Source organism: Pseudomonas sp. R1-6, assembly GCF_051132115.1.
Taxonomy (GTDB): domain Bacteria; phylum Pseudomonadota; class Gammaproteobacteria; order Pseudomonadales; family Pseudomonadaceae; genus Aquipseudomonas.
The window spans coordinates 4,654,247-4,668,827 of sequence record NZ_CP071662.1; the positions used below are offsets into that span (position 1 = coordinate 4,654,247).

The following is a 14,581-nucleotide window of genomic DNA, read 5'->3' on the forward strand; positions in this document are numbered from 1 at the left end:
CTCGCTCCCACAGGACTGCGCCCAGCCATCACTGACCGGCACCGGGCAAAAAGCCCCGCTCATGCAAATGATCGGGGCTTTCAGGTGTGTTTATGAATGGTTCTCGATAACACACGGCATAATGCACGCCGTGACAAACAGTATTGAACGAACAAGGCGGGCGACGTGTTGAAGAAAACCCTGTTCCAGTTGCACTGGTTCTTTGGCATCAGTGCCGGGCTGGTCCTGGCATTGATGGGCATTACCGGTGCGTTGGTGTCGTTTCAGGACGAGATCCTGCGCGCGCTGAACCCACAGGTGCTGACGGTTGAAAAGCAACCGGCCGGCGTATTGCCGCCTGCCGAACTGGTGGAACAGATCGAAGCCGCGTCCGGCAAGACCGTCAGCATGCTCTGGGTAGAGACCGACAGCGGCAACGCCGCACGGGCGGTTTTCACCGCCCCGCCCGGGGAAAAGCGTGGCCCGATGCGCTACTTCAATCCCTACAACGCGCAATTCATGGGGGATGTGGTGGGGCAGGACTTCTTTGGTCTGATGCTCCGTCTGCACCGCGTCCTCACCCTGGACGACGTAGGCCGGCAGATTACCGGCGCGTGCACGCTGATCCTGGTGTTTTTCTGCTTGTCCGGGCTTTACTTGCGCTGGCCGCGCCAATGGAAAAACTGGCGCGCCTGGCTGACCCTCGATTGGGCGAAAAAAGGCCGCAGTTTCAATTGGGACCTGCACTCCGTCGCGGGCACTTGGTGCCTGGTGTTCTACCTGCTGGCCGCCTTGACCGGGCTGACCTGGTCCTACGAGTGGTACAACAAAGGCGTAACCCGCCTGCTTTCCGATTCGCCCAAGGATGAGCGCGTGCGCAAGCGCGGCCCCGCACCCGGTGGCCCGGCGCCGATCGCCGACTACCGCGCCATGTGGAGCAGCATCTACAGCGCCGCCGGCCCCGACCTGTCCGCCTATAACGTGCGCATGCCGCCGGTAGCGGGACAACCGGCGACCGTGTTCTACCTGCTGAAAAACTCCCCCCATGACCGGGCGCTGAACCAGCTTATCCTCGACCCGGCCACCGGCGTCGTCAGCCGTCACAGCCGCTACAGCGACAAAAGCTTCAAGGCGCAATTGCTGACCAGCATCTACGCCCTGCATGTCGGCAGCTACTTCGGCCTGGTCGGCCGGATCCTGGTGACCGTCGCCGCGCTGGCCATGCCGCTGTTTTTCATCACTGGCTGGCTGTTGTATCTCGATCGTCGACGCAAGAAGCGCCAGGTCCAAAAGGCTCGCCAGGCGCTGACCCAAACCCCTGGTGACGCCCCGGCGTGGCTGATCGGTTTCGCCAGCCAGAGCGGTTTCGCCGAGCAACTGGCCTGGCAGACCGCCGGCCAGCTCCAGGCCGCCGGCCTGCCGGTGAAGGTCCGGCCATTGGCCGGCGTCAGCGAGCAGGATTTGAACAGCTCCACTCGCGCCTTGTTCGTGGTCAGTACCTTTGGCGATGGCGAAGGCCCCGACAGTGTCCGGGGTTTCGAGCGCAAGGTGTTGGGCCAGCCGCTGAGCCTGGAACGCTTGCAATATTCGGTGCTGGGCCTGGGCGACCGCCAATATGAAAACTTCTGCGGCTTCGCCCGCCGCCTGCATGCCTGGCTGGCGGAACACGGCGGCAAGACACTGTTCGCGCCGGTGGAAGTGGACAGCGGCGATCCTTACGCCTTGCGCCACTGGCAACAACAGCTGGCGGAACTCACCGGCCAGGCCCCGGCGGACGCCTGGCAGGCGCCGAGTTTCGAGCATTGGACGTTGAACCAACGCACCCTGCTCAACCCCGACAGCTGCGGGTCTGGCGTATACCTGCTGGGCCTCACCGCACCGGGGCCGAGCAGTTGGCTGGCCGGTGACCTGGTGGAAATCCTGCCGCGCAATGATCCATGGGCCATTGAACATTTCCTCGATGGGCTGGGCATCGCCGGTATTGCTCGGGTACACGTCGACGGCTTGCAGCAGACACTCGAACAAGCCCTGGCGACACGCCAGTTGCCGGAAAACCGCGCCCACCTGGTCGGCCTGCACGCCCAGGCACTGGTGGAGGCGTTGGCACCGCTGGGCATGCGCGAATACTCCATCGCATCGATCCCCGCCGATGGCGTGCTGGAACTGATCGTGCGCCAGGAGCGCCGCGCCGATGGCAGCCTGGGCGTCGGCTCCGGCTGGCTGACCGAACATGCGCCGCTGGGCAGCCCAATCAGCTTGCGGGTAAGACGCAACAGCAGCTTTCACTTGCCACCCCAAGGCGTGCCGATGATCCTGCTGGGCAACGGAACCGGCCTGGCCGGCCTGCGCAGCTTGCTCAAGGCCCGTGTTGCCGAGGGCATGCAACGCAACTGGCTGCTGTTTGGCGAACGCAACCGCGAACACGATTTCCATTGTCGCGATGAGCTTCAGGAATGGGTCACCTCCGGCGACCTGGAGCGACTGGACCTGGCCTTCTCCCGAGACCAGGACAAGAAAATCTACGTCCAGGATCGCCTGCTGGAATCGGCGCCATTGCTCAAGCAATGGCTGGCCGACGGCGCGGTGATCTATGTCTGCGGCAGCCTGCAAGGCATGGCGTCAGGGGTGGATCACGTGCTCAACCTAGTGCTGGGGCGTGAGGAAGTGGAGAAGCTGATCGAGCAAGGGCGGTATCGGCGGGATGTGTACTGATCCTGGACACCCAACATCAACCCTGTGGGAGCGAGCCTGCTCGCGAAAGCGGTGTGTCAGTTTGCACAAGTGTTGCCTGGCACACCGCTTTCGCGAGCAGGCTCGCTCCCACATGGGGTCTGTAGTGGCCTCTGATTCACACCGGCTGCAACTTCTTCTCGAACACCGCCAGCCCTTCCAGGTCCCGCAGCACCACGCTCATCTCCCCGCTCTGCCCGTCGATGTTCACCTCGCCAAAGAACTGATAGCCGGCAAACGGCGAGGTGTTCTGGGCCGGAGGGGCTTTCTGGAACACCACTTCAGGGCCGAAGGTCTTGTCCAAGGGATTGGGCCCGAAGCTGCCGGCGTTCAATGGGCCGGCGACGAACTCCCAGAAGGGTTCGAAATCCTGGAACGCGGCGTGTTCGGGGTGGTAGTGGTGGGCGGCGCAATAGTGGACATCGGCGGTGAGCCAGACGTAGTTGCGCACCTGATGCTTGCGCAGATAACCGAGCAATTCGGCGATCTCGACTTCGCGCCCCTGGGCCTCGCCCGGGTCACCGTTGGCGACCGCTTCCCAACGCGCAACGCCGGGGCTGACCTCGCCATCCGGCACGCCCAGGCCGATGGGCATGTCAGCAGCGATGACTTTCCACTGGGCACCGGATTGCTTCAATTCGCGCTTGAGCCAGTCCAACTGCTCCCGCCCGAGGAACGGTTTGGCCGCACCGAGGTTCGCGTCATTGGCTTGGCGATAGCTGCGCATGTCCAGCACAAACACATCCAGCATCGGCCCGTAACCGAGCTTGCGGTAGATGCGCCCTCCCCCATCGGCCTTCTGCAGGCGCATCGGCGCGTATTCCAACCAGGCCTGTCGCGCACGACCGACCAGGCTGTGGATATCCTTGGTCTGGTAGCGCTCGTCCAATTGCTTGCCCGGCGACCAGTTGTTGACCACTTCGTGATCGTCCCACTGCCAGATCTGCGGCACTTCGGCGTTGAAACGGCGGACGTTTTCATCCATCAGGTTGTAGCGGTAGTTACCGCGATATTCATCCAGGGTCTCGGCGACCTTGCTCTTGGCTTCGGTGGTCAGGTTGCGCCAGATGCGCCCGCCCTCTGTGGTGATCTGCGCCGGCACCGGGCCGTCGGCGTAGATGGTGTCGCCGCTGTGGATGAAGAAATCCGGCAGGCGCAGGCGCATGGCCTCATAGATGCGCATGCCGCCGATGTCCGGATTGATACCAAAGCCCTGGCCGACGGTGTCGCCGCTCCAGACAAAACGGATGTTGCGCTTGAACTGCGGCACGCTGCGCAGGTGGCCGAGCCACGGCTCGCTGGCCACACCGCTCTGGGCGTCTTCGAAATGCACGCGGTAGAAAATCGCCTGGTCGGGTGGCAAGCCGGTGAGCTCGACCCGAGCGGTGAAATCGCTGCGGCTATCGGCCAGCGCCGAGACGAAGCGCCGGGGGTTGGGGAACTGACTGCGGGTGTCCCACTCCACCACCATCCTCGCCGGGCGGTCGCTGCGGCTCCAGATCATCGCGCGATCACCTTGCAAGTCGCCCGACTGCACACCTTCGGTCAACACGGGCCGGTCCTTGACCGAAGCGATCACGGCCGGGGCCAGCCCGGGCAGCAACAAGCCCGCGCCAACGACTTGCATCACACGGCGGCGGCCCAGGTCGAATTCGCTCATGGTGTTCTCCCCAAATGGGAAAACTTAAGCATGGCTGTGTGAAGTGGGTGTGACAGGGATTTTACGGACATCAATGACCTTTGTGGGAGCGAGCCTGCTCGCGAAGCGGTGTGTCAGACAACAAACTCATCGACTGACACACCGCATTCGCGAGCAGGCTCGCTCCCACAAGGGGAAAGTTACTGTCTCAAAAGCGATCAGGCCTTCGCCGGCTCCAACGCCATTTCCACCACTTCCGGTCGCTTGAGCAGCGCATACGCCACTGCCGTCACCAAACTCCCCGCCACGATCGCCAGCAGGTACAAAAGCGCGTGGTTGATGGCGTTGGGGATCAGCATCACGAACAGCCCGCCGTGAGGCGCCATGAGTTTGCAGCCGAAGTACATCGACAGCGCACCGGTCAGCGCGCCGCCGGCAATGCTGGCCGGGATCACCCGCAGTGGATCCTTGGCCGCGAACGGGATCGCGCCTTCGGAGATGAAGCACAGCCCCAGCACCAGCGCTGCCTTACCGGCCTCACGCTCGGTCTTGGCGAACTTGCGGCGGGCTATGAACGTGGCGATGCCCAGCCCAATCGGCGGCACCATGCCGGCGGCCATGGTCGCGGCCATGGGTGCATAACTTTGCGAAGCCAGCAGTCCCACGGAAAACGCGTAGGCGGCTTTGTTGATCGGCCCACCGAGGTCCACGCACATCATCGCCCCCAGCAGCACGCCCAGCAAAAGCGCGTTGGTGGTGCCCATGCTGTCGAGGAAATGGGTCAGACCCTCAAGCATGCCCGCCACCGGTTTGCCGACGATGTAGATCATCACCAGGCCGGTGAACAGGCTCGCCAGCAACGGAATGATCAGGATCGGCTTGAGCGCTTCAAGGCTCTGGGGCAGGCGCGCGTAACGGTTGATCGCCTTGGCCGCATACCCGGCGAGGAAACCGGCGATGATCCCGCCGATGAATCCAGCGCCCAGGGTGCTGGCCAGCATCCCGCCGATCATCCCTGGCGCCAGGCCAGGTCGGTCAGCAATCGAATAGGCGATGTAGCCCGCCAGCAGCGGCACCATCAATTTGAATGCGGTGTCGCCGCCAATCTGCATCAGCGCCGCTGCGAGAGTGCCAGGTTCCTTGAAGGCCTCGATGCCGAACACGAACGACAAAGCGATCATCAAGCCACCCGCTACCACCATCGGCAGCATGAACGAAACACCCGTCAGCAAGTGTTTATAGACACCGCTTTTTTCCGCCTTCGCCGGGCCCGTGGAAGCACCACTCGCTGCGCTTTCCTGGACGCCTTCGGCCAAGGCTTTTTTCAGCGTGGCTTCGGCTTGTTTCAACGCAATGCCGGTGCCGCAGCGATAGATTTTCTTACCGGCGAAACGCTCGGTGGCGACCTCGATATCGGTCGCCAGCAACACCACATCGGCCTCGGCAATCGCCTCGGGGCTCAGCGGGTTGCGGGCGCCCACCGAGCCCTGGGTTTCGATCTTCAGGTCATAACCCAAGCGTGCCGCTGCCTGTTGCAAGGCTTCAGCGGCCATGAAGGTATGGGCGACGCCGGTCGGGCACGCGGTGATGGCCACCAGGCGCGGGGCGCGTTCGGTCGATGGCGCAGGTTCTTCGGCGAGCACCTCGGCCTCGCCCAGCACTTGGGCCTCTTCGGCGCCGCGACGTAGCACCGCGTCAACGTCCTGCAGGGCGAGGGCCGGGGTGCTGCGAAACACCCGCTTGCCAACGAATCGCGACAGGTCCACCGGGCCGCTGGCAACCAGCAATACCCATTCGGCCGCTTCGAGGGTCGCCGCCGACAACTGGCGTTCCGGGTGGGCCGCGTCATGGACTTCGACACTGGTGCTCCAACCTTGGCGCTGGGCCGCCGCATCCAGCAGGCGGGCGCACAACACGCTGGTGACCATGCCGTTCGGGCAAGCCGTCACAATGGCTAATTTCATCTTGCGAACCCTCTTATTGTTCTGTCAGGGGGCGCACGCGCACGCCCTGTTCAAGCGACGCCAGCAACGCGGTGTCGTGGATGCCGAACCCGATCTGGGTGACCGCCATGGCGGCGATGGCCGTGGCGGTGCGCAGGGTCTGCTCCGGTGCGTGGGCAGCGAGCAATCCATGCAGCATGCCGGCCAACAGCGAATCGCCGGCGCCCACGGTGCTGGCGACAGTGACCTTGGGCGGCGAGGCATGCAGGGCCGAACCAACGCTGAACCAATTCACACCGTCGGCGCCGTGGGAAATCACCACATGTTCCACGCCTTGGGCATGCAACCGCTGAGCCGCTTGTGCCTGGGCGACCTCGGTCACCACGTCGCAACCCAGCGCATCGGCCAGCTCCTCGGTATTGGGCTTGATCAGCCATGGCCCCGCCGCCAGGGCGACGCGCAACGCTTCGCCGCTGGTGTCGAGGGCGACATTCAGGCCGAGCTGTTTGAGCCGCATGATCAGCGCCTGCAACCATTGCGCACTGACGCCTCGGGGCATGCTGCCGGCAACCACTACGGCATCGTGGCCTGGGGCTATCTGCTCGAGACGTTCCAGCAACGCTTGTTGCGCGGCTTCATCGACCATCGGGCCAGGACCGTTGAGGTCAGTGATGCGTCCGTCCTGTTCGGCCAGCTTGATGTTGCTGCGGGTTTCGCCGGGGACGCGAATAAAAGCGTCGACGAAGCCACGCTGGATAAACAGCGTCTCGAACACTTGGGCGTTGTCTTCACCCAGGAAACCACTGACGGTCAGGGTGTGGCCGAGGTCCGCCAGCACCTGCGCCACGTTCACGCCCTTGCCGGCGGCGTGGGCGTGCATGGCGTCGCTGCGGTTGACCTGGCCCGGTTCCAGGCGCGCCAACTCCACCGTGAGGTCGAGCGCCGGGTTAAGGGTCAGGGTAAGAATCTTCGCCATTACAACGCCTCCACTAATGCGCGCACGTTATCGGCGCTGCCCACGGCCAATGCCGCTTGGGCCAAGGTTTGTACTTGTGCCAGGCTCAATTCGCGGACTCGTGCCTTGACCTCCGCGATGCTGCGGGCCGAGACACTCAACTCGTCCACGCCCAGGCCCACCAACACCGGCACCGCCAGCGGATCGGCCGCCAGCTCGCCGCACACACCGACCCATTTGCCATGGGCATGGGCGGCGCGCACGGTGATGTCGATCAGTTGCAATACCGCCGGGTGCAAGCCGTCGGCCTGGGCCGACAGGGTCGGGTGACCACGGTCGATCGCCAGGGTGTATTGCGTCAGGTCGTTGGTGCCGACGCTGAAGAAATCGACTTCCTTGGCGAGTACCGGCGCCAGCAGCGCGGCGGACGGCACTTCGATCATGATGCCCAATTGCAAATCCGCCACGGGGATCTCCCGACGCAGACGCTCGGTCATGTCCCGGGCCTGGCGCCACTCGTCGATGCTGCCGACCATGGGGAACATGATCCGCAGCGGACGGTTGTCCGCCGAGCGCAACAGGGCGCGCAGTTGCGCTTCCATGACGTGGGGGCGCTGCAAGGTCAGGCGGATGCCGCGCACGCCGAGGAAGGGGTTTTCTTCCTTCGCGATCGGCCAATAAGGCAACGGCTTGTCGCCGCCGACGTCGAGGGTGCGCACCACCAGCGGCCGACCGGCCAAACCATCGAGCACCTTGCGGTATTCGGCTTCCTGGGTCGCTTCGTCCGGGGCCTCGGTGTGGGCCATGAAGATAAGCTCGGTGCGCAACAGGCCGATGCCTTCGGCGCCCTGCTCCACCGCGCTGGTGACGCCGGCGCTTTCGCCGATGTTGGCGAATACTTCAACGGCATGACCGTCGCGGGTCAGCGCCGGTTGGTGGCGCTGTTCGGCGGCGATTTTCAGACGCTGCTCACGGGTGTCGCGCTCTTCAGCGGCCCGTTGCAGGGTCGCAGCGTCCGGGTCGACATGCAGCCGACCACGCTGCCCGTCCAGCAGCAAGGACGTGCCCGGCGCCAACAGCAACACCGCCGCGCCTGCGCCCACCAAGGCCGGAATGCCCAGGGCGCGGGCGACAATGGCACTGTGGGCGGTGGCGCCGCCGCGTGCGGTGAGGATCCCCGCCACGCGGGCCGGGTCCAGGCGCGCGACGTCGGAGGGGCCGACTTCGTCCATCACCAGGATGTAGGGTTGATCCGGTTCAGCCGGGGTCTCGATGCCGCACAACTGCGCCAGCACCCGACGGCCAACATCCCGCAGATCGGCGGCGCGCTCGGCAAGCAAGGCATCCTGCAGGGCTTCCTGTTCCTTCGCGGCGGCTTCGATCACGCCCATCCACGCCGCTTGCGCGCTCTCGCCCAGCTTCAGGCGGGTGTCGACTTCGTCGGTCAGTTCCGGGTCGTCGAGCATTTCCTGGTGGGTGATGAAAATCTCGCGGATGGCCTTGGCCTTGGCGCGCTCGATCAAGCCCTCGATGTCCCGACGTACCTGGCCTAGGGCGTTTTGTAGACGCTCGCGCTCGATCGCCGGAGACTCGCCACGCAGTGGATAATCGATGTCTTGCTGCACTTGGATATGCGCCGGACCGATGGCAATGCCCGGCGCGGCGGCGACGGCCTGGATCAGGCTGCCGGATTCCGGCGCGAGCAGCACGGTGGCAACTTCGGCAATGGTGGTTTCTCGCGGCGCGCTCGGTGGCGGCAGCGGTTCGACCTCTTCGCCGAGACCTTCTTCGACGGCTGCGAGCAACGCCGGCAACGCGTCGGCGGCAATGCTGGGTTCGGCAATGAACTCCAGGACCTGACCGCGACGGGCGCCCAGACTCAGCAGTTTGCTCAGACTCTTCACCGATACGGCGCTGTCCTGGCCGTCGACGATGCGCACGCGGATCTCGCCTTCGAAACTTTTCGCCAGCTGGGCAAGGATTTTCGCCGGGCGCGCGTGCAGGCCGTGGGCATTCGCCAGGCCGATGCGCGCGCTGGGCCAGTCGGCGGGCAGTTCGCCCCCCAGCACTTCCAGGACCTTGCGGCTGCTGGTAGCGCGGCCCAATTCGTGGCCGCGACCTTCGATCAGCAATGCGCAAAGCCTTTCCAGCAACGCCTGGTGGGCCTCGCCGAGGCTGGCCAGGCAGAACAACCCGCTCAGGGGTTGGCCCAGATAACGAATGGGTTTGTCGGGCGTGACGAAGGCCAGGCCCGGGCGCTTGACGGTCTGTTCGCTGTGCAGCCACCAGAGCCCATCGCCGAGAGGCAACGCTTCGACCTGCTGCAGCACGCCGGCGAAGCCGTTGCTCACGCAATCGGCCTGGCGTAACAAACGGGCGCCGCGCCACACCAGTTCTTCGAAATCGTCGGCCGACACGCCGAGGCCGATCATCTGCGCATCCAGCGCCAGTTCCTGCGGCGCGCCTTGCAGCAGTTTCAGCAAGGCTTCGGCGCTGCCGGCGCGACGCAATGCCTGGCCCAGATCGGTCTCGCCGAGGGCGCGGGTCAGCAGTTGCAGCAAGCGCAGGTGTTCGTCGGACTTGGCGGCGATGCCGATCGCCAGGTAAACGATCTGGCCGTCGCCCCAGTCCACGCCTTCGGGAAATTGAAGCAAGCGCACGCCGGTGGAATACACCAGGTCGCGGGTCTGCGGAGTACCGTGGGGGATGGCAATACCTTGGCCAAGAAAGGTCGAGCCCTGGGCCTCGCGGGCCTGCAATCCGGCAAGATAACCCTCGGCTACCAGGCCATCGGCCACCAGTTTGTCAGCGAGCAGTTGCAGCGCGGCGTCTTTATCCACAGCCACCTGGGCCATGGATATCTGCTCTAGAGTGAGCTCGAGCATGCTTTCTCCTTTTTGGCGTCCGGTTGGCGCCAGGTATTGTTTTGAATGAATCAGCTTAGCGTTGCAAACGGCTTGCGGCGGTATCGCGGCAGTGCGACCGAAAATCCTGAAGCCCTGAAAATACGCTTGCTGAAACGTTTAATCTAGAAAGATTGGCACGTTACTCGATAATCTCTCATCCTTGAAGTGCAACTTGTCGAAAGCGTCCGGGGGTGACCATCGATCCGAATCGGGTAGGATGAGCCTTCATTGTCGGGGCAAACTCGAAAAAACAAGGAAAACCGGGTTGAAACTCAGTGATATCGCCCAGCTCGCCGGTGTGTCCGTGACCACCGCCAGCTACGTCATCAACGGCAAGGCCGAACAGCAACGCATCAGCAACGCGACCGTCGAACGGGTGCGGGCGGTGGTCCAAGAGCATGGCTTCACGCCCAACCCACAGGCCGCCGGACTGCGCAGCCGGCATACCCGCACGTTGGGGTTCATCCTGCCCGACCTGGAGAACCCCAGTTACGCGCGTATCGCCAAGCTGCTGGAACAAGGTGCCCGCGCCCGAGGTTACCAGTTGCTGATCGCCAGCTCCGATGATGCGCCTGATAGCGAGCGCCAGTTGCTGCAACTGTTCCGCGCCCGACGCTGCGATGCGCTGATCGTTGCCAGTTGCCTGCCCGCCGAAGACGATAGCTACCGCCAATTGCAGGCCAAGGGCATCCCGATCATCGCCATCGACCGGGTGATGGAACCGGCGCAGTTCTGCTCGGTAATCAGCGACGACCGCCAGGCCAGCCTGCAACTGACTCGAAGCCTGCTGGAAACGAATCCACGGCAGATCGCGCTGATCAGCGCCCGCCCCGAACTGAGCATCAGCCAGGAGCGGACCGCCGGTTTCCGCGAGGCGCTGGCCGGGTTCGAAGGCCAGGTGCTGATCGAGCACGGCGAGTCGTTCAGCCGTGAATGCGGTCGTCAGTTGATGGACGACATGCTCGCGCGCCTGGGCCATCTCCCCGATGCGCTGATCACCTCCTCTTATGTGCTGCTGCAAGGGGTGTTCGATGCCCTGCATGATTTTCCGCTCAAGGCGCGTCCCCTGCGCCTGGGCACCTTTGGCGACACGCAACTGTTGGATTTCCTGCCGCTGCCGGTCAACGCCATGTCCCAGCAGCATCAACTGATCGCCGACAAAGCCTTGGAACTGGCGCTGGCGGCCATCGAAAACGATGTCTATCAACCCGGTGTCCAGGCGATTGCGCGCACGTTCAAGCAGCGCATTCACCAGGGCTGAGGTTCAGGGTGCGGATATGCAGTTGATCGACACGCACACTCATCTGGACTTCCCGGATTTCGACGCGGATCGCCCGGCGCTGCTGGCCGAAAGCCGCGCCTTGGGTGTCCGGGAAATAGTGGTGCTGGGCGTATATCGGGACAACTGGCAGCGCGTCTGGGACCTGGTCCAAAGCGACCCGCACCTGCATGCCGCGCTGGGCCTGCACCCGGTGTTTCTCGACGAGCATCGCGGCGAAGACCTGGCGCAGTTACGCGAATGGCTGGAGCGCCTGGCCGGGCATCGGCAGTTGTGCGCGGTGGGGGAAATCGGCCTGGACTATTACGTCCAGACCCTGGACCGCGATCGCCAGCAAACGCTGTTCGAGGCGCAGCTGGAACTGGCCCGGGATTTCGAACTGCCGGCGCTGATCCATGTACGTCGCAGCCACGCCGCCGTGATCGCGACGCTCAAACGCATCTGCCCGGCCCGTGCGGGCATCATCCATGCCTTTGCCGGCAGCTTCGAAGAGGCTCGCGAATACATCAAGCTCGGTTTCAAGCTCGGCCTCGGCGGCGCGGCCACGTGGCCCCAGGCCCTGCGCATGCACCGGGTGCTGCCGAAACTGCCGCTGGATGCGGTGGTGCTGGAGACGGACTCACCGGACATGGCGCCGTCGATGTTTCCCGGGCAACGCAACAGCCCGGCGCATTTGCCAGCGATTTGCGAGGCGTTGGCGGGCATCATGGCGGTGACGCCTGAACAACTGGCCGAGGCCAGCACGGCAAACGCCCGGCAGCTATTCCAATGGTGATCCTTGTGGGAGCGAGCTTGCTCGCGATAGCGGTGATCCAGGCAACCTTTCATTGGCTGACACTCCGCCATCGCGAGCAAGCTCGCTCCCACACAGGCTCGCTCCCACATTGGGCCTGTGGTGAGGCAGGAGATCACACCCGAAACGCATTGATCAGTTGCTTGAGCCGCACCACCTGGGAGGACAGTTCGCGGCTGGCGTCTTCGGTCTGGTGAGCCCCTTCGGCGGTGCGTTCGCCGGCGCGGTTGATCTCGACGATGTTCTGGTCGATGTCATGGGCGACGGCGGTCTGCTGCTCCACCGCAGCGGCGATCTGCTGGTTCTGGTCGACGATCATGCCAACGGCGCCAAGAATGTTTTCCAGCGCCTGCTGGACCTTCTCCGACTGGCCAACCGTGCCGCTGGCCATTTCATGGCTGGTGCCCATCGCCTTGACGGCGGCGCCGACGCCGCCGTGCAGGCGGCTGATCATCGCTTCGATTTCTTCGGTCGACTGCTGGGTCCGCTTGGCCAGGGTTCGCACCTCGTCGGCCACCACCGCGAATCCGCGCCCTTGCTCGCCAGCCCGGGCGGCTTCGATAGCGGCGTTGAGGGCCAGCAGGTTGGTTTGCTCGGCAATGCTCTTGATCACATCGAGGACGCGGCTGATGGCCTGGCTGTCGGTCGCCAGTTGATTGATCACCTGCACCGACTGGTCGATTTCGCTGGCGAGCCGGGCGATGCTGCCCTGCTGGGATTCCACCAAGCCTCGTCCACTGAGGGTTTCATCATTCACGCTATGGGCGCTGCTGACCGCCGCCGCAGCGCTGCGGGCGACTTCCTGGGCAGTGGCGGACATCTGGTTCATCGCCGTGGCGACCAGTTCGATCTGGCTGCGCTGGCCGGCCACGGCCTGGTTGCTCTGGGCCGATACCGTTTCCACCTGCCCGGCCTGGCGCTCGACCTCGGCGACGGTGTGGCCGACCTGTTCGATCAAGTCATGGATCTTCGCCACGGTGCCATTGAACACCTCGCCCAACTCGCCCAGCTCATCCTTGCTGCGGGCGACGAAACTGACCGTCATATCCCCCGCCGCGACTTTGTCCATCATCGCCCCCAGGTGCTTGAGCGTCGTGCGTGTCGAGGCGTAGAAACCGGCGTACAGATAGAAAATCAACAGGAACACCGCTGCGAGCGCCACCGCCTGTAGCACCATGTGGCTGCGGTTCTGCTCCAGGCGGTGCTGCAATTGCACACCGAGAAAGCCCAACGTCGCCTCGTTCAACCGATAGGTCTGCTCCATCAGGCCGCTGACCTGATCGAAGAATGCCGGCCATGGCGCATCGAGGGTGTCCGCCATGACAACCTGGTTTTCAATCAGCTCGGCCGCTTGCTTGAGGGTGCTCTTGCTGCCACCGGCCTGATCGGCGAGCGCTTGTCCGACCGCCTTGCTCGAGCCCAGCGCGTCCTGCAGTTTCAGCTCATATTCGCCCTGGAGCTTCTCGATCTGCACCAGCAACTCATCGAACCGGGTACTCGACGCGGAATTGAGGAAACCCAACCCCAACGAAGAAGCGCCCAAGGCACGGCCCTCGCCCAAAATCTGAGTGACCCTGGGCGTCAGGCCGACGATCAGCTCGCTGAGCTGGCGGATGTCGGCCTGGTTGTCACGGCTCAGGCCGGCCTGACTGGCGATGATCTGGCCGAATATTTGTGCATTGTTGAGCAGAGTGCCGATCAACGCGCTTTTGCTCTGCAGCGAGCTTTCGGCTTGTTGGGCCTTGAAAGCGGCGATCATTTCGTCGCGCTTGGTATCGAAGGCACTGACGTGCTCGGGCTCCATCGCCATGGCCGTCATGCCTTGCAACCGGGCGAGCACCTTGTGCTCGAGCGCGGCGATCTTCGCGTCCACGTCGCCGGCCTTGCCCGACTGGCCCAGGCTGGCATTGATCTGCACCAGGTCGTTCAGCGTCTCCAGGTCACGCCGCAGCGCCAGGCTGCTGCCCAGCAAATCCAGGCTTTGCAGCTCCACTTGCGTGCCCTGGAACTCGCGGTAGGAATCACGCACCAGAAAGAAATTGGTCACCAACATCGGCAGCAGGAACAGGACACTGATCAGGCTGAACTTCATGCCGAAGCTAAGGCGATTCATCAGGGCGACGGCGGGCCAGAGCAAACTCTTCACAAGGGAAGTCTCCCGGTAGTTTTTATTGTTATGAGCTGCGCACGCAGACAGCACAAAGCCACTATTCGGACGCTGTTCCTGTATAGCCTAATTCGGCGGGGAGATTTGTAACTTAAGGTTAACGAGGGCACACGATCCAGTGGCGAGGGAGCTCGCTCCCGCTGGCCTGTGCGGCAGGCCCCGTGGGGTTTGCGCAGAGGGGATCGTTTTT

At 63.8% G+C, this 14,581-nt stretch carries 7 protein-coding genes and 2 pseudogenes; 3 read left to right on the forward strand and 6 right to left on the reverse strand.

Translation table 11 applies throughout. The annotated features are described in order from the left end of the window. The first annotated feature begins 165 nt into the window (after nucleotides 1-165). Complete coding sequence (locus J3P81_RS21035; RefSeq protein ID WP_434560697.1) at nucleotides 166-2,691, forward strand: PepSY domain-containing protein; 2,526 nt, start codon at nucleotides 166-168, stop codon at nucleotides 2,689-2,691. Between the two features lie 136 nt (nucleotides 2,692-2,827). Here the strand turns inward: J3P81_RS21035 and J3P81_RS21040 are convergent, their stop codons facing one another. The 4 genes from J3P81_RS21040 to ptsP all read right to left on the reverse strand — a co-directional run bounded on the left by J3P81_RS21040 (nucleotide 2,828) and on the right by ptsP (nucleotide 10,131). After that, nucleotides 2,828-4,369 carry an alkaline phosphatase D family protein gene (locus J3P81_RS21040; protein WP_434560699.1) on the reverse strand — a complete coding sequence of 514 codons (1,542 nt, stop codon included), beginning with the start codon at nucleotides 4,367-4,369 and terminating at the stop codon, nucleotides 2,828-2,830. Between the two features lie 197 nt (nucleotides 4,370-4,566). After that, complete coding sequence (locus J3P81_RS21045; protein WP_434560701.1) at nucleotides 4,567-6,312, reverse strand: PTS fructose-like transporter subunit IIB; 1,746 nt, start codon at nucleotides 6,310-6,312, stop codon at nucleotides 4,567-4,569. 13 nt (nucleotides 6,313-6,325) lie between these two features. Further along, nucleotides 6,326-7,267, reverse strand: a complete 942-nt coding sequence (gene pfkB / locus J3P81_RS21050; protein ID WP_434560703.1) for a 1-phosphofructokinase — start codon at nucleotides 7,265-7,267, stop codon at nucleotides 6,326-6,328. Next, nucleotides 7,267-10,131, reverse strand: coding sequence for a phosphoenolpyruvate--protein phosphotransferase (gene ptsP, locus J3P81_RS21055; RefSeq protein ID WP_434560705.1), 2,865 nt, complete (start codon nucleotides 10,129-10,131; stop codon nucleotides 7,267-7,269). The genes pfkB and ptsP overlap by 1 nt, the downstream gene beginning before the upstream one ends. 286 nt (nucleotides 10,132-10,417) lie before the next feature. Here ptsP and cra point away from each other — a divergent pair, with 286 nt between their 5' ends. Both cra and J3P81_RS21065 read left to right on the forward strand, forming a co-directional pair. After that, on the forward strand, nucleotides 10,418-11,413 hold the full coding sequence (gene cra / locus J3P81_RS21060; RefSeq protein WP_434560707.1) for a catabolite repressor/activator: 996 nt from the start codon (nucleotides 10,418-10,420) through the stop codon (nucleotides 11,411-11,413). A gap of 16 nt (nucleotides 11,414-11,429) precedes the next feature. Beyond that, nucleotides 11,430-12,206, forward strand: a complete 777-nt coding sequence (locus tag J3P81_RS21065) for a TatD family hydrolase (RefSeq protein WP_434560709.1) — start codon at nucleotides 11,430-11,432, stop codon at nucleotides 12,204-12,206. A 133-nt stretch (nucleotides 12,207-12,339) separates the two neighbouring features. Here the strand turns inward: J3P81_RS21065 and J3P81_RS21070 are convergent. Then, a pseudogene (locus J3P81_RS21070) lies at nucleotides 12,340-12,912 on the reverse strand (methyl-accepting chemotaxis protein); the annotation flags it as partial. Between the two features lie 333 nt (nucleotides 12,913-13,245). Beyond that, nucleotides 13,246-14,337, reverse strand: a pseudogene (locus tag J3P81_RS21075) (methyl-accepting chemotaxis protein); the annotation flags it as partial. Nucleotides 14,338-14,581: the final 244 nt, after the last annotated feature.